The organism is Enterobacter sp. A8, assembly GCF_004296595.1.
Lineage (GTDB): Bacteria > Pseudomonadota > Gammaproteobacteria > Enterobacterales > Enterobacteriaceae > Enterobacter > Enterobacter cloacae.
Genome location: NZ_SCMF01000008.1, coordinates 66,028 through 84,137, shown reverse-complemented (window position 1 = coordinate 84,137; position 18,110 = coordinate 66,028). Strand labels below are relative to the sequence as shown.

16 protein-coding genes are annotated in these 18,110 nt (G+C 56.4%); 10 read left to right on the top strand and 6 right to left on the bottom strand.

The genetic code is table 11. From position 1 onward, the window contains the following. The gene (gene fdnG, locus EQV24_RS22470; protein WP_086527976.1) at positions 1–3,051 is read right to left on the bottom strand and encodes a formate dehydrogenase-N subunit alpha; all 3,051 of its coding nucleotides are present in this window, start codon (positions 3,049–3,051) and stop codon (positions 1–3) included. A 383-nt stretch (positions 3,052–3,434) separates the two neighbouring features. On the opposite strand from fdnG, the gene fdhD reads away from it, so the two are divergent. The 6 genes from fdhD (at position 3,435) to EQV24_RS22435 (ending at position 9,487) form a co-directional block, all read left to right on the top strand. Beyond that, positions 3,435–4,271, top strand: a complete 837-nt coding sequence (gene fdhD / locus EQV24_RS22460; protein ID WP_045294655.1) for a formate dehydrogenase accessory sulfurtransferase FdhD — start codon at positions 3,435–3,437, stop codon at positions 4,269–4,271. A 114-nt stretch (positions 4,272–4,385) separates the two neighbouring features. Then, positions 4,386–4,598: a DUF1471 domain-containing protein gene (locus EQV24_RS22455; protein WP_013099352.1), complete on the top strand. Its 213-nt coding sequence runs from the start codon at positions 4,386–4,388 to the stop codon at positions 4,596–4,598. A gap of 401 nt (positions 4,599–4,999) precedes the next feature. Further along, positions 5,000–5,698 carry a DUF1120 domain-containing protein gene (locus tag EQV24_RS22450; RefSeq protein ID WP_013099351.1) on the top strand — a complete coding sequence of 233 codons (699 nt, stop codon included), beginning with the start codon at positions 5,000–5,002 and terminating at the stop codon, positions 5,696–5,698. 74 nt (positions 5,699–5,772) lie between these two features. Continuing rightward, on the top strand, positions 5,773–6,456 hold the full coding sequence (locus tag EQV24_RS22445; protein ID WP_013099350.1) for a fimbria/pilus chaperone family protein: 684 nt from the start codon (positions 5,773–5,775) through the stop codon (positions 6,454–6,456). A gap of 20 nt (positions 6,457–6,476) precedes the next feature. Continuing rightward, a complete protein-coding gene (locus tag EQV24_RS22440) occupies positions 6,477–8,906 on the top strand; it encodes a fimbrial biogenesis outer membrane usher protein (protein WP_045901593.1) in 2,430 nt (809 codons plus the stop codon). Then, complete coding sequence (locus tag EQV24_RS22435; RefSeq protein ID WP_045901596.1) at positions 8,897–9,487, top strand: hypothetical protein; 591 nt, start codon at positions 8,897–8,899, stop codon at positions 9,485–9,487. The genes EQV24_RS22440 and EQV24_RS22435 overlap by 10 nt, the downstream gene beginning before the upstream one ends. A 39-nt stretch (positions 9,488–9,526) precedes the next feature. On the opposite strand, the gene EQV24_RS22430 is transcribed toward EQV24_RS22435, so the two are convergent. After that, positions 9,527–9,850 (bottom strand): AzlD domain-containing protein, encoded by a 324-nt coding sequence (locus EQV24_RS22430; protein WP_020686891.1) that lies wholly within the window; start codon positions 9,848–9,850, stop codon positions 9,527–9,529. Continuing rightward, entirely contained in the window at positions 9,850–10,509 is a 660-nt protein-coding gene (locus EQV24_RS22425) for an AzlC family ABC transporter permease (RefSeq protein WP_130627076.1), read from the bottom strand. Before EQV24_RS22425 ends, EQV24_RS22430 begins: the two co-directional genes overlap by 1 nt. 101 nt (positions 10,510–10,610) lie before the next feature. Here EQV24_RS22425 and EQV24_RS22420 point away from each other — a divergent pair, with 101 nt between their 5' ends. The 4 genes from EQV24_RS22420 to EQV24_RS22405 all read left to right on the top strand — a co-directional run bounded on the left by EQV24_RS22420 (position 10,611) and on the right by EQV24_RS22405 (position 15,722). After that, positions 10,611–11,159, top strand: a complete 549-nt coding sequence (locus tag EQV24_RS22420) for an XRE family transcriptional regulator (RefSeq protein ID WP_013099345.1) — start codon at positions 10,611–10,613, stop codon at positions 11,157–11,159. Then, complete coding sequence (locus EQV24_RS22415) at positions 11,078–12,172, top strand: LacI family DNA-binding transcriptional regulator (RefSeq protein ID WP_257625402.1); 1,095 nt, start codon at positions 11,078–11,080, stop codon at positions 12,170–12,172. The genes EQV24_RS22420 and EQV24_RS22415 overlap by 82 nt, the downstream gene beginning before the upstream one ends. A gap of 104 nt (positions 12,173–12,276) precedes the next feature. Further along, a complete protein-coding gene (locus EQV24_RS22410; RefSeq protein ID WP_130627075.1) occupies positions 12,277–14,400 on the top strand; it encodes an alpha-galactosidase in 2,124 nt (707 codons plus the stop codon). Between the two features lie 44 nt (positions 14,401–14,444). After that, positions 14,445–15,722 carry an MFS transporter gene (locus EQV24_RS22405; protein ID WP_130627074.1) on the top strand — a complete coding sequence of 426 codons (1,278 nt, stop codon included), beginning with the start codon at positions 14,445–14,447 and terminating at the stop codon, positions 15,720–15,722. Here EQV24_RS22405 and rhaM read toward each other — a convergent pair. The 3 genes from rhaM to rhaD are packed head-to-tail and all read right to left on the bottom strand — an operon-like array spanning position 15,710 to position 18,046. Then, positions 15,710–16,024 carry an L-rhamnose mutarotase gene (gene rhaM / locus EQV24_RS22400; protein ID WP_013099341.1) on the bottom strand — a complete coding sequence of 105 codons (315 nt, stop codon included), beginning with the start codon at positions 16,022–16,024 and terminating at the stop codon, positions 15,710–15,712. The genes EQV24_RS22405 and rhaM overlap by 13 nt on opposite strands. After that, positions 16,021–17,169 (bottom strand): lactaldehyde reductase, encoded by a 1,149-nt coding sequence (gene fucO, locus EQV24_RS22395; protein ID WP_058651850.1) that lies wholly within the window; start codon positions 17,167–17,169, stop codon positions 16,021–16,023. The genes rhaM and fucO overlap by 4 nt, the downstream gene beginning before the upstream one ends. A 46-nt stretch (positions 17,170–17,215) precedes the next feature. Then, positions 17,216–18,046, bottom strand: a complete 831-nt coding sequence (gene rhaD / locus EQV24_RS22390; RefSeq protein WP_048972174.1) for a rhamnulose-1-phosphate aldolase — start codon at positions 18,044–18,046, stop codon at positions 17,216–17,218. Positions 18,047–18,110: the final 64 nt, after the last annotated feature.

The window sequence follows — 18,110 nt, the reverse complement described above, 5'->3', positions numbered from 1 at the left end:
TTACACCTTTTCCACGTTCACGAGGAAGGCCTTAAACTCCGGCGTCTGCGTGTTCGCATCACCGACGAATGGCGTCAGGGTGTTCGCAATGAACCCTTTCTTCGCCACGCCCTCATAACCCCAGTGAATCGGAATACCGATGGTATCCACCTGCTGACCGTGTACGTTCAGCGTGCGAATACGCTTGGTCACTACCGCCTTGGCCTTGATATAGCCACGGTTGGAGGAGACCTTCACGGTATCGCCATGGGCAATGCCGAGCTTGTTCGCCAGCTTCTCGCCGATCTCCACAAACTGTTCCGGCTGCGCGATGGCGTTAAGCAGCGCGTGCTTGGTCCAGTAGTGGAAGTGCTCGGTCAGACGGTAAGTGGTGCCCACATACGGGAACTTGTCTTTTTTACCCAGCGCTTCAAAGTCGCCCTTAAAGATACGGGCAGCCGGGTTAGAGACCACGTTCGGGTGCAGCGGGTTAGTACCCAGCGGCGTTTCAAACGGCTCGTAGTGTTCCGGGAACGGCCCTTCCGCCATTTTATCAATGGCAAACAGGCGTCCCATCCCTTCAGGCTGCATGATAAACGGCCCGACATCGCTGCCCGGTGCGGCAGTGCTGTAGTCCGGAATATCCACGCCGCCCCATTTCGCGCCGTCCCATTTCAGAAGCTGACGCTTCGGATCCCACGGGTTGCCCTGCGGGTCAGCGGAGGCACGGTTATAGAGAATGCGGCGGTTCAGCGGCCATGCCCAAGCCCAGCCCAGCGTATTGCCAAGGCCCGATGGGTCAGCGTTATCGCGGTTGGCCATCTGGTTGCCTTTCGGCGTCCAGCTACCGGTAAAGATCCAGCAACCGCTTGAGGTGGTGCCGTCATCACGCAGGTGCGCGAAGGTGCTGAGCTGATCGCCTTTCTTCGCCAGCACGGTACCGGTGGCCGGGTCGATAACGTCCGCCAGCGCCTTACCGTTGCTCTCCATCGCCACTTCTTCCGGGGATGGATTCTCCGGCGTCGAGTAGTTCCAGGTCATGTTCAGAACCGGTTCCGGGTTCGCGCCGCCTTCTGCCGCGTACATCTTACGCAGGCGTAAGAAGATACCGGCCAGGATCTCGCCGTCGTTCATGGCGATGCCCGGGGCGTCCGCACCTTTCCAGTGCCACTGCAGCCAGCGGCCAGAGTTGACGATAGAACCGTTCTCTTCCGCGAAGCAGGTTGATGGCAGACGGAACACTTCGGTCTGAATTTTTGACGGATCGACGTCGTTCGATTCACCGTGGTTCTGCCAGAAGGTCGAGGTCTCGGTGTTGAGCGGGTCGATGGTAATCAGGAACTTCAGTTTCGACAGCGACTCGACAACCTTGTTCTTGTTCGGGAACGAGGCGACCGGGTTAAAGCCCTGGCAAATATAGCCGTTGACCTGACCCTGGTGCATCATCTCGAAGTACTGCAGCACGTCGTAACCTTTGTCCCACTTCGGCAGCCAGTCAAAGCCCCAGCTATTTTCCGCCGTCGCTTTGTCGCCGTAGAAGGCTTTCATCAGCGAGACGAAGAACTTCGGATAGTTGCCCCAGTAGTTCACCTGGCCTTCAAGCAGCGGTTTTGGCGTGCTGGCTGTAAGGTAGGTTTGCAGGTCCGGTTGTTTCTCGCTTGGCAGGTTCATATAACCTGTCAGGCTTTGTGACAGCAGGCCGAGGTCGGTCAGACCCTGAATGTTGGAGTGACCGCGCAGGGCGTTCACGCCACCGCCTGCCATCCCCATGTTGCCGAGCAGCAGCTGAACCATCGCCATGGTACGGATGTTCTGCGCACCAATGGAGTGTTGCGTCCAGCCGAGGGCATACAGGAACGACGCGGTTTTGTCTTTCGCGCTGGTTTCGGCGATAAGCTCGCAGACCTTCAGGAAGTCAGCCTTTGGCGTACCACAGATGTTCTCAACAACATCCGGCGTATAGCGAGAAACGTGCTCTTTCAGCAGGTTCCACACGCAGCGCGGGTGTTGCAGGGTGGTGTCGCGCTTCGCAAAGCCGTTCTCGTCCAGCTCGTAGTTCCAGCTGGTTTTGTCGTACTTGCGTTTTTCGGCGTCGTAACCGCTGAACAGGCCATCTTCGAAGTGGTAATCCTCACGCACGATCAGGCTGGCGTTGGTATAGGCTTCGGTGTATTCGCGGTTGTATTTTTCGTTAGTCATCAGGTACAGCAATACGCCTGACAGGAAAGTGATGTCAGTACCTGAACGAATAGGGGTGTAGAAATCCGCCACTGACGCTGTACGCGTAAAGCGGGGATCGATCACAATCAGTTTCGCACCGTTGTGGATTTTGGCTTCCATCGCCCAGCGGAACCCGACAGGGTGCGCTTCAGCGGCGTTACCGCCCATCACCACAATGAGGTTGGCGTTCTTGATGTCGACCCAGTGGTTGGTCATCGCACCGCGACCAAATGTTGGAGCAAGACTTGCTACCGTTGGTCCGTGTCAGACACGCGCCTGGTTGTCGACCGCGAGCATACCGAGTGCGCGCGTGAATTTCTGGGTTAAATAGCCGGTTTCGTTACTGGAAGCCGATGCACAGAGCATCCCGGTGGAGAGCCAGCGGTTGACCGTCACGCCGTCGGCGTTCTTCGCAATAAAGTTGGCATCGCGGTCTTCTTTAATCAGTTTAGCGATGCGGTCAAATGCTTCTTCCCAGCTGATTTGCTGCCATTTATCAGAGCCAGGCGCGCGATATTCCGGGAATTTCAGACGGCTTTCGGAGTGGATAAAGTCCACCAGACCGGCCCCTTTCGGGCACAGCGCGCCGCGGTTGACCGGGTGGTCCGGGTCGCCTTCGATGTGGAAGATAGACGCTTTGGCGTTTTTAGCACCGTCGCCGAGGCTATACATTAACAGCCCGCAACCGACAGAGCAGTACGTACAGGTATTACGGGTTTCACGGGTGCGCAGCAGTTTATACTGCCGCGTTTCCGCCAGCGCTACGCCAGGCGCAAAGCCCAGTGCCGCTGCCGTGGTGCCTGCCATACCGCCAGCGCAGATCTTAAAGAACTGCCTTCTGCTGACCTGCATGGGTCACTCCTTGTTTCGACATTGCTTACATATGTAGTTTTGACTTCGCGGTTGAATAATGACCGCAAAGGAGAAAAATTTGCGTTAATCCCTCATTTCTCCGGGGGATATCACCAGAATACCACAATGTCGGTACGCCTGTTCCAATGGCGTTAATACAAAGTGAACGTATTATCACTGTGTTGATTATAAAGTGTGATATCAATCACACTATTAACCCCGCATGTTACAGGGGTGTAGCATGGCGCCGGTTGCACCTCTCCAGAATGAGTAGGTAAACTTGAGGCGGTTGGGTGCTGAAAAGTTGATCCATACTATGCGTAAGGCCTGTGGTTTATGCTGCAATAGCAGGCTCACCTCCGTGGTTGTTCAGGAAAACCGTTGTGTCTAAACAAAACCGTGCTACCCACTCGTCACCGCTGCCAGCAGGCATTGTGGAGCTGTCGGTACATCGACCCCCTCACATTACCCACGCCACGCCCGATTTTCTGGCGGAAGAAGTCCCCGTCGCTCTGGTGTACAACGGCATCTCGCACGTTGTGATGATGGCGTCGCCAAAAGATCTTGAACTGTTCGCCATCGGGTTTTCGCTCTCGGAAGGCATCATTGCGCATCCGCAGGACATTTACGGCATGGATGTGGTTCAGGCCTGCAACGGTCTGGAAGTGCAGATCGAACTCTCCAGTCGTCGCTTTATGGGGCTGAAGGAGCGTCGTCGCGCGTTGGCCGGGCGAACAGGGTGCGGCGTCTGTGGCGTTGAGCAACTGAACGATATCGGCAAACCTGTCGCGCCGCTGCCATTTACGCAGACCTTCAATCTGGCCAACCTCGACCACGCGCTTGCCCACCTCAACGACGTGCAGCCCATCGGCCAGTTGAGCGGCTGTACGCATGCGGCGGCATGGGTTCTGCCATCAGGCGAGATCGCCGGTGGGCATGAAGACGTGGGACGTCACGTGGCACTGGATAAACTGATGGGGCGTCGGGCGCGGGAGAGCGATCTCTGGCAGCAGGGCGCAGCGCTGGTTTCCAGCCGCGCCAGCTACGAGATGGTGCAAAAATCTGCAATGTGCGGTGTCGAAATCCTGTTTGCGGTCTCGGCGGCGACGACGCTGGCGGTAGAGGTGGCAGAGCGTTGTAACCTGACGCTGGTCGGGTTCTGCAAGCCGGGAAGGGCGACAATTTATACCCATCCGCAGCGATTAATTGTTGATCAGTAATTTTGAATGATAATAGCAAATCCTTCCGCTTTTCGTTGTCGGCTATGAGGTCTAGTATTTATCTCATCAAGGCACGGTGCCTTACCTAAACAACTTAACGAAAGGATTTATATCATGAAAAGCATCAAAACTTTTGTCGCTGTAATCGCTCTGGCTGCTTCATTCGGTTCTTTTGCTGCACAAACTGTTACCGCCTCTGCCTCCACGCTGGATGGCGCAGAAGCGAAAATCGCCGCTCAGGCTCAGGAAGCGGGCGCGTCCTCTTACAAAATTACTCAGGCATTCTCTGGTAACCGCGTACATATGACCGCGGAACTGAACAAATAAGTTGTGTTGCCACTGTCCCTTGCTCTTCGGAGCGGGGACAGGTGTAAAAACTCATCCCGCTTCTCGCTTGCAAAGGCGATACTTCCCCCCTCTTCTCAATTGTTATTCCTGTTTAACGCTCATCGTTAAATAACCCTCTTAAATAATTTGTCTGATAAGACTGTCGATAACATAATTCCCTTCAATGCTTTTAAGCCGCTGGCGCTATTTACATTCATATTCCAAATAATTGATCTTAATTGTTAAGGAATTCCTCAGGTCTAAATCCTAAAGATGGGTCAGACAATTGATAGCGGTTATTGATGCTGGTATTTTCCGGCAATTAATATTGCTTATCGATACCCTCGGCCAAATGTTGGCATTTGGCTTTCTTTTGTATTTCACCTTAATAAGGAAATTGAATGAACGCATTGATCAAAAAAGGAATGCTGGTTACAGCGTTAGCCATGTCGGTTAATACAGCTATGGCTGCACAAAGCATTGATATTAAAGTAACAGGTAAAATCCTTCCATCCTCATGCACTCCAGCCTTCCCAAGCGGTGGCGGTGTGGCTGACTTTGGTACCATGAAGGTTGCCTCACTCAACTCGACCAGCATGACCCCGCTGACGGAAATGAAAGAAATTCCTGTTGCCATTACCTGTGAAGAAGCCACGCGTGTTGCTGTGAAGTTTACCGATTCGCGTGATGACTCTTCACCCACTGAAAAAGTCGTAATGGGTAATGGCTTTACCGGTTCGCCATCTACTGTGTTTGGTCTGGGAATGTATAACGATAAAAAAATTGGTGCCTATGCATTAGCGTTATTCCGTACTCAAGGTGCAAACACTAACAGTAATGGGGACCCGCTTTATCCATTGGCGAGTATAGATGGTGGAAAAGGCTGGGTTGTTAGAGGCGCCGACTATATGCAAATTTACAGTGACAATTCTGAAATTTATGCCTTTGCTTCAGATAAAACGAGTGGCGCGCCTTCTGCAGAAAGCAAGATCAACTTTAAGGTTGCTGTGAGCGCCACAATCAACCCAACCAACGATTTAAACGTCACGGATGAAGTGACGCTGGACGGTTTAACCAACGTTGAGCTGGTTTACCTCTGATTATCACAGTGCTGATAATTCACTGCTCCTCTGATTAGGGGAGCAGTTTCCATCAATATTAACGGACTAATATTATGATTCTCTCTAAAAAAACGTTGCTCTGCGTTTGCCTGCTTTCGTCGTTGCAGACATTTGCCGCCGGTATGGTGCCAGATACTTCCCTGCTGTTGATTAACGAAGACGAGCGGGGAGCGAGCATGGATGTGAAAAATAGCGACGATACCGCCCAGCTTCTTTATACCCGTATTGTCGATTTACCGGACGATCCCACACCCGGTGTTATTGTCACTCAACCGGTGGTACGTGTAAATGCCGGTAAAACGCAGCGTGTCCGCTTTGTCTTAAAAGACAGCGCGGAAAAATTAAAAACAGAACACTTAAAACGCGTCATTTTTTCCACTATTCCGCAACGAGAGCAGAATAAAGTGAAAATGGTGTTCAGCCAGAATCTCCCGGTCATTATTCACCCGGCGGGTCTCGACGTGAATATGGAGCCGTGGAAAGATCTGCGCTGGCAGATTAAAAACGGCAACCTGACGGTGGTAAACGATACACCTTATGTGGTGCGTATGGAGCAAAACGCCACGTTATTACCGTCACGAATTAAGGTCAAATTCGATAAAAGCTATATTCTTCCCGGCCAGACGATGATAGCGACGTCAGAAAACAAAATATCCGGGCAGAATAACAAAGTAGAAATGTACCCTGCTACCCGCTTTGGCTATAAAGCCAGTTCTTACGTTGCTGAAGTAAAATAATAATACCCGACGGAGTGGCCATGAAAATTTCCCCCTGTAAAACAGGCGTGCTGGCATTTTGCCTGAGCGCGGTGGCATTCGGAATTCGTGCAGAGATTCTGCCAACGGCAGCGCCCACTATGGAGCTGGCAAGAGCGTTTTTCGATACCCAGGCGTTAAAAGAGAATGGCCTCGATCCGGCTATTGCTGACTATTATGCCGTCGCCCCGCGATTCATGCCGGGTTACCATAATGTCACCGTGCTTATTAACGGCAAAAAGCGCGGCATTATGCCCGTGAAATTTAATGATGAAGGTCTTCCGTGTATTGATGGGGAATTTCTGGACGCCGCCGGGTTATATAAAAAACTCAAGCGTGAAACGTGCCCTTCAATTCACCAGTACTGGAAAAACGCAACGGTCGTCACATCTCCAGACGTAGACGAAATTTCACTGGTTGTTCCGCCGGAGGCCATTAACCCGGAAAGTGGCCGCCAGGTGGCTGACGTGCGTGGCGGACGCGCGGCTATGCTGAACTACTCCATGTTTGGCACCCATTACGACTTTGACGATGATAAGTCCGATCGTTTTCAGTCTTCGTTTGAATTTGGCTTTAACGCAGGCGACTGGATTGTGCGCAGTTCGCAGTTTATCAGCGACGGCAGCGACATGTCGTTCGAGAGCGAATCGCTCTACACCTACGCACAACGCACCTTTACCGACTACGGCGTGATGGTGCAGGGCGGGCAAATTAACATCGCCAACAGCCGCTTCAGTATCCCCGGGATCTATGGCGTACAGATGATGCCGGATAACGCTCTCCTGCCGGGCTACAGCAGCGGTATTGAGGTAAGCGGTATTGCCCGCAACGCCCAGGCGCGCGTGGACATTCGCCAGGGTGGACAGCTGATCTTCTCCACGCTGGTGCCTGCCGGGCCGTTCACCTTAAGCGATGTGCCGGTTGCTAACCTGAACACGGATTTAAAGGTCACGGTGACAGAAACCGACGGCAGCGAAAGCCATTTTACGGTTTCCGCCAGCACCTTCCGTAGCAACCACGTGGGCCGCGCGCCGGGGTTTTCACTGGCCGTTGGGCGTGCAGAGGACATGGAGACAAACTTTACGCAGCCGTGGATTGTCGCCGCATCAAACGGCTGGTCCATTAACAACCGGATGAACTTTCTCGCCGGCATGGTGATGGCAGATAACCACTATTACGGTTTCTCCGCCAACATTGACACCGTGCCGATGCAGCATATGTATGCCTCGCTGGGTTTTCTCGGCTCCATTGATAACCTCTCGCAAACCGACGGTAATAAAACCACGCTGGATCTCGGCTACGCCTTACCGTGGGGGCTCGGCCTGTCCCTTGGCGGGAGCTACGGTACGCCGAAGTATCGTGAAATGCAGGAGTTATACAGCGATGACGATGACTACTCGACCACAAAATACGACACCAACGTTGGCGTGAGCTGGTCGAACCCGACGCTGGGCCGTTTCTCTCTGAGCTATTACAACAACCAGACCTGGAACAGCGAATACGACAGCCGCCGCATCATTTCGTCATGGTCGCGGTCGTTCCGCTATTTTAACGTCAGCGTAAACTGGGAATCAGACATCAGCCACGGTGATAAGTACACCAGCGACAGCGATATGTTTTATGTGAACGTCTCTGTGCCGCTGGGCCGCACCGGCGTTTCCACCAACAGCTGGTACCGTGAAAACGAGGGCAAAGCCTCTTACGGGACCCGCGCCATGGGGTCATTTAACGATGAAAACACCTACACGGTGGGCGTCTCTCAGGATCACGATGACAGCGTAACCAACTGGGATGGTTCGCTGAACAGCAACCTGCACTACACCACGCTCGCGTTGGGTATTGGCGGTGACAATGAAAGTAACCGTAACTCCTCGATCGCACTGAGCGGCGGCATTGTCGCGCACGGTGATGGCGTCACCTTCTCACCTTATCCGGTAACAGATACCTATGCGGTAGTGGCGCTGGACAAGCCCGTTGCCGGGGTGGCGATAGGTACCCCGCGCGGTAACGTCTGGACGGACAAATGGGGCAGAGCGGTTGTGCCCGCCCTGACACCGTTCAGCGAAAGTACGGTTGAAATAGATACCCAAAGCCTGCCGGGCAATGTTGACGTCAGCAACGGTCATGCGTCGCTGAAGGCCTCCCACGGAGCATTTGCTCACTGGAAGTTCACCACGCTGAGCCAGCGCCGCGTGCTGCTGAACATTACGCGCGCGGACGGCACGCCGTTACCGAAAGGCGTCTCTGTCGTGAACGGGAAAGGGGAGTACATCACCTCTGCACCGGAAGACGGCATCATTTTCCTGAATGATATTTCCGCCAGCCAGACGCTGTATGCGAAGCAGGATGCTGGCCGTTGCACGCTGAGTTTCACCCTGCCGGAAGCGGATCCCACTCAATTCTACGAGGAGATAAACGGAAAATGTCTCTGATTATTCATCGCACGTGTTTACTGCTGCTGGCCTGCGTCGCCCTCAGCCATGCTCCCTTCGTCCTGGCAGAAGAAGAGTGTCAGGTGGTTTCGTCAGTAAAGAGTATCAATAATGGTCTGCTGCGTCGGGAGGCGATGCGCGAGGTCAGCACGGATATTGCCGGAAAAACGTACCGGGGTTATGCCTCGTCAGAGCGTGAGATCCAGGTGTCGGTGATCTGCCCGGACGCGCGCAAGATCCGTCTGCAGGTGGACGGCCCGGCCCGTGGAAATAAAGCGTATCGCTTTAGCGACAACGGGGTGCTGAAAATCACGGCGAAAGAGGCCCGCATGGATAATGGTGCCGTGCAGCTGGCGGCCGTGCCGCGCGGCGCGGCGCAGGTCACCGCGGGTGCAGCGGAGGTTACGCTGCCGCCGGATACGTCGCTTGTGGCGGTGAACGGCAGCGAGGTGGCGGGCAAACAGCTGGTTGTTACGCTCTCGGTGGTCACTTATCTCAACGATAACGCGTTCAGGACCGGCAACACGGCGGAACTCGAAGAAATGCTGACGGTGAATTACGTTACCCTCGCGGCGCAGTAAACGCCGCCTTGCCCGACGGACGCGTGCTGTCGGGCTTTTTTATGCCATGCCCGCCAGACGCAGCAGCGCCGTAACGACCGCCGCCGCCACGATCACCACAATTAACGGCATTTTTCGCCAGGCCAGAAACACCGCAAACGCCACGCCCAGCACCCGCGCCATCCCGGCGAAGTGTTCCCCTTCATAGAAGGTGGTCGCCAGCGCAACGGAAAACAGCAACACCGTTGCCGCATCCGACAGCAGTGCCTGAGATCGCTCGGACAGCGCCAGTCGGCTACCCAGTTTCGCCCCGCCAAGACGCATCAGATAGGTCCCTGCTGACAGAATGGCGATACCGAGGATAAAGAGGGTCATGTTTTCCATTATTTTTTCCTCGCGGCGAGACCGAGTAAAGAGAGCAGTACCGGTAAGCCCACCGGAGCGAACGGTACGGCGACCAGCGACAGGGCGGCGCCGCTGCAGGCGCGGATAAGCGTGGTGCGGTTTTTAAACGCCGGAACCACTAAGGCCAGCAAAATGGCCGGAAATACCACGTCCAGCCCGATGGTTTCCGGGGCCGGCAACAGTTTTCCGACCATGGCACCCAGCAGGGTACCCAGCGGCCAGAGAATGGCAACGCCCAGGCCGCACAGCCAGTAGGCCGTTTTGCGCTGCTCCGGGGTTTTTTGCGACAGCCCAAACACCACGCTTTCGTCGTTCATGATGTGGCAGCCCAAAAAGCTTAAACCGCGTTTACCCACCAGCTCGCGCACCGTAACGCCAAACGGCACATGGCGGGCGTTCACCAGCAGCCCGGCCGCGGCCGCCGCCAGTGGGTTACCCCCGCTCGCCACGATACCGATAAACATAAACTCCGAGGCCCCCGCCAGCACGGTAATAGACAGTACAAACGGTACCCATAGCGGGAAACCGTAGGCCATCGCCAGCGAGCCGTATGACATCCCCACCACGCCAACGGCGAGGCAAACGAGGATAATTGCTTTGATGGTGTCGCCTTTCAGGCAAGAGAGAGAACGTTTCATACAATTTTAGCCATATCGAACGTGTATCCATTATAATGAACGGATCAGATTCGGTTTACAAGATGAACGAATCGTTCGATTTATAGAACAAGAGGCCGTTTATGACGCAGCCAATCAGCGTGATCGCCAAAAGTCTGGTGCGAGAACGCCTGCGAACCGGACTTTCACTGGCGGAAATTGCCCGCCGTGCCGGTATCGCCAAATCCACACTTTCGCAGCTGGAGTCCGGCAATGGCAATCCCAGCCTTGAGACGCTGTGGTCGCTATGTGTGGCGCTGGATATTCCCTTTGCACGGTTGCTGGAGCCGCAGCAGCCGACCACGCAGGTGATCCGCCGCGGTGAAGGCACAAAAGTGGTCGCCGGGCAGGCCAATTACGAAGCCATTCTGCTGGCGGCATGCCCCCCGGGCGCACGGCGCGATGTCTACCTGCTCATCACCCAGCCAGGTGCCGATCGTATTTCCCAGCCCCATTCACCGGGGTCGGTTGAGCATATTATTGTGACCCAGGGCCGGGCGCTGGTCGGTCTGCTTGATGCCGCGGAGGTGCTGGAGGCAGGGGATTACATTTGCTATCCCGCCGACGAGCCGCATATCTTCAAGGCCCTGGAGCCAGACACCTACGCGCTACTGGTGGCGGAACAAAATTAACCAGGAAACGGAAACGCATGTCGCTTAAAGCTATCGCCAAAGAACTGGGGCTTTCGGTTACCACCGTCAGTCGTGCCCTCAACGGATATGACGACGTCTCCAGCGAGACGCGCGCCCGCGTGGAAGCGGAAGCCCAGCGACGCGGCTATCGGCCCAATACCTTTGCCCGTCGTCTGAAGATGGGCAAGATCGACGCGGTGGGGCTGGTTTTCCCGGTACATCCTGTTCCGCTCAATAACAGCGTATTTATGGACATGGTCGGCGAAATTAGCCACGAACTGGCGCGACATGAAATCGATCTCCTGCTGATTGCCGATGACGATCTGGCCGATAAACACAGCTATATGCGCATGGTGCAAAGCCGTCGCGTGGATGCGCTGATTGTGGCGCACACGCTGGATCACGATCCGCGCCTGGAGCAGCTTCAGGCTGCCGGATTCCCCTTTCTGGCTCTCGGACGCAGTCAGCTGCCGCAGCCCTACGCGTGGTTTGATTTTGACAACTACGCCGGTACGTATCAGGCCACCCGCTGGCTGATCGAAAAAGGCCATCAGCGTATTGCTTTGCTCGGCGAAAGTAACAACCAGGCGTTCATCACCCAGCGTCGCCAGGGGTATCTGGATGCGCTGCGTGAAGCCGGGCTGTCCAGCGAGTGGCTGCGCGCCATGCCCCCCTCCCGCCGGGTCGGCTACGCCACAACAAAAGAGCTGCTCTCTCTGCCGCAACCCCCCACGGCCATCATCACCGACTGCAACACCCACGGCGACGGCGCGGCAATGGCGCTGGCACAGCTTGGCCGTCTAACCGGCGAAAATGCCGTATCGCTGGTGGTCTACGACGGTTTGCCCCAGGACAGCATCGTCGATATCGACGTGGCGGCGGTGATCCAGTCTACCCGTCAGGGCGTCGGGAAACAGATTGCCGATATGGTGCGCCAGCTGATTAACGGTGACGACATCGACACTCTTCAGGTGCTCTGGCAGCCGGAATTCTCCCCAGGCCAGACGGCGTAAACCACGCAAAATTCCAAAGCCGATCACAGATCCGAAACGTTTTGGTTTGTATCCGAAACGTTTCGGATCAACACTCAGGACATCCCGATGACTGGAGATGTCTGATGCAAGATTACGTTTTTCGACTCGTAAGCAACACGGTGGACGTGGTGATAAAAACGCACCCGTTTGCCGAAATTCTCTACTGGGGGCCGCACCTTCAGCACTTTTCACCGCAGGATGCCGCTACGCTCGAACGCCCGGTGGCTAACGGCAGGCTCGATGTGGATTCCCCGGTTACGCTGATGGCTGAACCTGGACACGGCCTGTTTGGTTCACCCGGCATTGAGGGGCACCGGCAGGGGCTGGATGGTTCCCCGGTTTTCAGCACCACCGACGTGCAGCAGCAGGGACAAACCCTGACGATAACGGCAGAAGATGAACACGCGGGCCTGCGCCTGACCAGCGAGCTGGCGCTGGACGCCAGCGGCGTGCTGGTCGTGCGGCACGGCGTAACCAACCTGAAATCGCAGGCGTGGCAGGTGGACCGTTTTGCCGTCACGCTGCCCGTGGCGGAGCGCGCCCGGGAGGTGATGGCGTTTCATGGCCGCTGGATCCGTGAATTCCAGCCGCACCGCGTCATGCTGGAGCATGACAGCTTTGTGATTGAGAACCGCCGGGGTAGAACGTCTCACGAACACTTCCCGGCGCTCATTTCAGGCACGCCGTCGTTCAGCGAAATGCACGGCGATGTCTGGGGTGTGCATCTGGGCTGGAGCGGCAACCATCGCCTTCGCGCTGAAGCCAAAACCGATGGCCGTCGCTATCTGCAAGCGGAAGCGCTCTACCTGCCAGGGGAGATGACGCTGGAAGAGGGACAAACGCTCTGGACGCCACGCCTTTATGCGAGCTACTCCGCGCACGGGCTCAACGGCATGAGCCAGCAGTTTCACCGCTACCTGCGCGACAACATCATCCGTTTCCCGGAAAACAAACCGCGTCCGGTCCACCTCAACACCTGGGAGGGGATCTACTTCAACCATGATCCGAACTACATCATGCGTATGGCTGACGAGGCGGCCGCGCTGGGTGTGGAACGCTTTATCATCGACGACGGCTGGTTTAAAGGGCGCAATGACGACCATGCTGCGCTGGGCGACTGGTATCTGGATGAGAAAAAATACCCGAACGGCCTGCGGCCAGTGATCGACCATGTCAAAAACCTCGGGATGGAGTTCGGCATCTGGATTGAACCGGAGATGATCAACCCGGATTCCGATCTCTACCGCGCGCATCCTGACTGGGTTCTGGCGCTGCCGGGATACGCGCAGGCGACCGGACGACACCAGCTGGTGCTCAACCTGAACATTCCGCAAGCGTTTGATTACCTGGTGGAGCGCATGAGCTGGCTGCTGGGTGAGCATGCGGTTGATTATGTGAAATGGGATATGAACCGCGAGCTGGTGCAGCCTGGCCATAACGGCAGAGCCGCCGCCGACGCGCAGACCCGCCAGTTTTATCGACTTTTAGATGTGCTGGGCGAGCGTTTCCCGCATATTGAATTTGAATCCTGCTCCTCAGGTGGCGGACGAATCGATTACGAGGTGCTGACCCGCTGCCATCGCTTCTGGGCGTCCGACAACAACGACGCGCTGGAGCGCAACGCTATTCAGCGCGGCATGAGCTACTTTTTCCCGCCGGAGGTGATGGGCGCGCATATCGGTCATCATAAATGCCACGCGACGTTCCGCCAGCACAGCATTGCCTTCCGCGGCCTGACGGCGCTGTTTGGCCATATGGGGCTGGAGCTGGATCCGCTCACCGTCGATGAGAAAGAGCGCGAAGGCTATCGCCATTACGCTGCGCTGCACAAGCAGTGGCGCGAGGTGATCCACCACGGCACCCAGTGGCGCGTGGATATGCCGGACGCCACCACGCTGGCGCAGGGGATCGTGAGCGAAGACAAGTCGCAGGGACTGTTTATCGTCAGCCAGCTCGCGATGCCGGATTATACCCTGATGATGCCGCTGCGCATGCCGGGGCTGGAGGCCAGCGCGCAGTACCGTATCTCGCTGCTCGATCACCCGAATATTCAGATTACGGGAGAGGGCGGGCACACCATGCGCAAGCTGCCGGCATGGATGGAGACACCGCAAACGGTGAACGGTGAGTGGCTGATGCAGGCGGGTATTGCGCTGCCGATTCTCGATCCGGAAACCGCCATTTTGATTGGTGTGGAACGCGTGTAAGGGTGACGGGCCGGGAAACTGGCCCTCCGTTGAGGATAAAAATAATGAACACAACAACCTGTACCCACAAAGACAACCCTAACTTCTGGATCTTCGGGCTGTTCTTCTTTCTCTACTTCTTCATCATGGCCACCTGCTTTCCGTTCCTGCCTATCTGGCTGTCGGACATCATCGGCCTGAACAAAACCCATACCGGCATTGTTTTCTCCTGCATTTCGCTGTCGGCTATCGCCTTCCAGCCGGTGCTGGGGGTGATTTCGGACAAGCTGGGGCTGAAAAAGCATCTGCTGTGGATTATCTCTGTATTGCTGTTTCTGTTCGCGCCTTTCTTCCTGTACGTATTCGCGCCGCTGCTGAAAACCAACATCTGGCTGGGCGCACTGAGCGGCGGGCTGTATATCGGCTTTGTTTTCTCGGCCGGGTCCGGGGCGATTGAGGCCTATATCGAACGCGTGAGCCGCAACAGCGCCTTTGAATACGGCAAGGCGCGCATGTTCGGCTGCCTTGGCTGGGGGCTGTGCGCCTCAACGGGGGGCATCCTGTTTGGTATCGATCCGTCATACGTTTTCTGGATGGGATCGGCGGCGGCGCTGTTGCTGATGCTGCTGCTGGTGGTCGCAAAGCCGAAGCCCAATCAGACGGCACAGGTGATGAATGCCCTGGGGGCCAACCAGCCGCAGATCACCGCGAAAACGGTCTTTAACCTGTTCCGTCAGCGCAGAATGTGGATGTTTATTCTGTACGTGATTGGCGTAGCCTGCGTCTATGACGTTTTTGATCAGCAGTTCGCCACCTTCTTCAAAACCTTCTTCGCCACGCCGCAGGAGGGCACTCGCGCCTTTGGTTTCGCGACGACGGCGGGGGAGGTCTGTAACGCCATCATCATGTTCTGCTCGCCGTGGATCATTAACCGCATTGGGGCGAAAAATACGCTGCTGATCGCCGGGTTGATTATGGCGACGCGCATCATCGGCTCGTCGTTTGCCACCACCGCCGTGGAGGTCATCGCCCTGAAAATGCTGCACGCGCTGGAGGTCCCGTTCCTGCTGGTGGGAGCCTTCAAGTACATCACCGGCGTGTTTGATACGCGACTCTCGGCCACTATCTATCTGATTGGCTTTCAGTTTGCCAAACAGTCAGCGGCCATTTTCCTCTCCGCCTTTGCCGGAAATATGTATGACCGGATCGGCTTCCAGGAGACGTATCTGATGCTGGGCTGCTTCGTGCTGGCAATTACGGTGGTGTCGGCGTTTACGCTGAGCAGCAGGCAGGAGATAGCCGCTGCCGCGGGCGCGGCAGCGTTAACCAGTCAGTCCAGATAAAACACCTCTTCCAGCCCGGTACTCACCGGGCTGTTGTCCGGGTTCGACGGCATTACATCACGCATGTGTTTCCACCAGCGCTGGCAGACGTCGGTATTCGCGACCGCGTTCCAGCGCTCCTCCGATTCAATCTCTACGGTGGCAAACAGCAGGTTACGTTCCCGGTCGAGATAAATGGCGTAGTGGTGCGCGCCGTGGTCCTTCAGCACCGCTTCCAGCTCGGGCCAGATGGGGTTGTGGCGACGCGCGTACTCCTCGTGCGCGTCCGGGTTTACCTGCATCACAAAGGCTTTGCGGATCATAATGCCTCCAGATACAGCTCGCGCACCTCGTCGCGACTGGCGGTGCGCGGGTTGCATGGCGCGCACGGGTCGGCGAGGGCTTTATCCAGCCAGCCTTCGATATCGGCTTTGGTGACACCAAGCTGGCTGAAGCCGGACGGAATGCCGACGCGGGCGCTCAGGTCGCGAATCGCCTGAATCGCTGACAGACTGGCCGCCTCGTCGCTCATGCCGCGCGTGTCGACGCCCATCGCCTGCGCCACGCGAGCAAACCGTGCTACGGCGTTCGGGCGGTTAAAGTTTTCGATGATCGGCAGCAGGATGGCGTTACACACGCCGTGCGGCAGATTGTGCGTCGCGCCCGGCTGGTGCGCCAGGGCATGCACGAGGCCGAGGCCAGCACTGTTAAACGCCATGCCCGCCAGATACTGACCAAACGCCATCTGCTCGCGTGCTTCCAGGTTATGACCGTCGTCGACCGCTTTGGGCAGCCAGAAGTTTATCAGGCGAATCGCCTCCAGCGCGTTGGCATCGGTCAGCGGGTGCGCGCCAACGGACACATAGGCTTCAATGGCGTGCGTTAACGCATCCATTCCCGTTGCGGCAGTGACGGACGCAGGAATATCCAGCATCACGCTGGCATCATCCACGGCAATATCCGGAATGATGTTCGGGTCGATGATCACCTCTTTCACCTGACGCGCGGAGTCAATAATCACCGCGTTGCTGGTCATCTCCGCCGCCGTGCCTGCGGTGGTGTTGATCGCCACCAGCGGCACACCCGGGTTTTTCACCTTGCCGACGCCGGAATAATCGGTGGACGGACCCGGATTGGCGGTGAGGATTTTAATCGCTTTGGCGGTATCAATCGGGCTGCCGCCGCCGAAGGCGATAAGATAATCACATTCCGCGTCCCGGTATGCTGCATAGCCTTTTTGCACCAGCGCCTCCGTCGGGTTGGGAAAGACTCCGTCAAACAGCTGATATGACATCTGGTGCGCATCCAGCGCGGTAAACAGACTGTCCAGCAGGCCCAGCTTCACCAGCTGGCCGTCGGTGACAATCAGCGCTTTGCCCCACCGTTTGTTCGCCACCAGCTTGACCATGTCGCCAATAGCGCCCGCGCCGTGCAGGCTGATTTTTGGAAGTGCCAACATAAAGCTCATGATAATTCTCCTTAACTATCGCCCGGACTGTCCGGTCAGCGAGGGTTTATGCATATATTTCCAGCGCTGAACGGAGCGGGGTTACGCCGAAGCGCTTGCCGAGCGCAATAAGTTCTTCGCGGGTAATGGTTTGCTTCATACCGCCCATGGAATAAACCTTTACCAGCACTTCAGCGGATTTCTCGGCGGTGTCGATCAGGCCGAAGGTTTCATCAAGCGTAGGGCCGCTGCCGAAGACGCCGTGGAACGGCCACAGCACCAGCGAATGTTTTTGCATATCTCTGGCGGTCGCCTGGCCGATTTCGTCGGTGCCCGGTACCATCCACGGCAGAATGCCGACCCCGTCCGGGAAGACCACCAGACACTCGGTGCTGCCTTCCCACAGCTTGCGGGTGATGAAATCCGGGTTGTTTTCCAGCACATAGGTCAGGGCGATCAGGTTGGTGGCGTGGCAGTGCATGATCACGCGGTCTTTGCCGTCAGTCGCCCTGATGCGCTCGCAGTGGGAGAGGAAGTGTGCCGGCAGTTCAGACGTGGGTACCGCCTCATCGGTCAGGCCCCACAGGATGTGGTAGCCCGCGCCGTCGCTGTCCACTTTCACCACGCCAAGGTTGGCCTCTGGATCGAGCTGGACGTTACGGAAGAACTTGCCGGATCCAGTGACGATAAACGGCGTATTGGCGAGCAGCGGCATGGGCTGGCTCAGGGCAATATAGCGCGGCTTCTGGTGGAAATCGGCGGTGTAGGGTTCGATATCCGCGTCGTCCAGGCGCAGCGTCAGGTTGCCGCCGTTACGCTCGTCCCAGCCCTTCAGCCAGGCATCGGAGGTGGCTTTGATCATGCCCTGGACGAACCAGGAGGTGGTGATGGTCTGCATAGTTATTTTTCCAGTTATCGCGGTGAGGTGAAATCCCTCACCCCAGCCCTCTCCCACAGGGAGA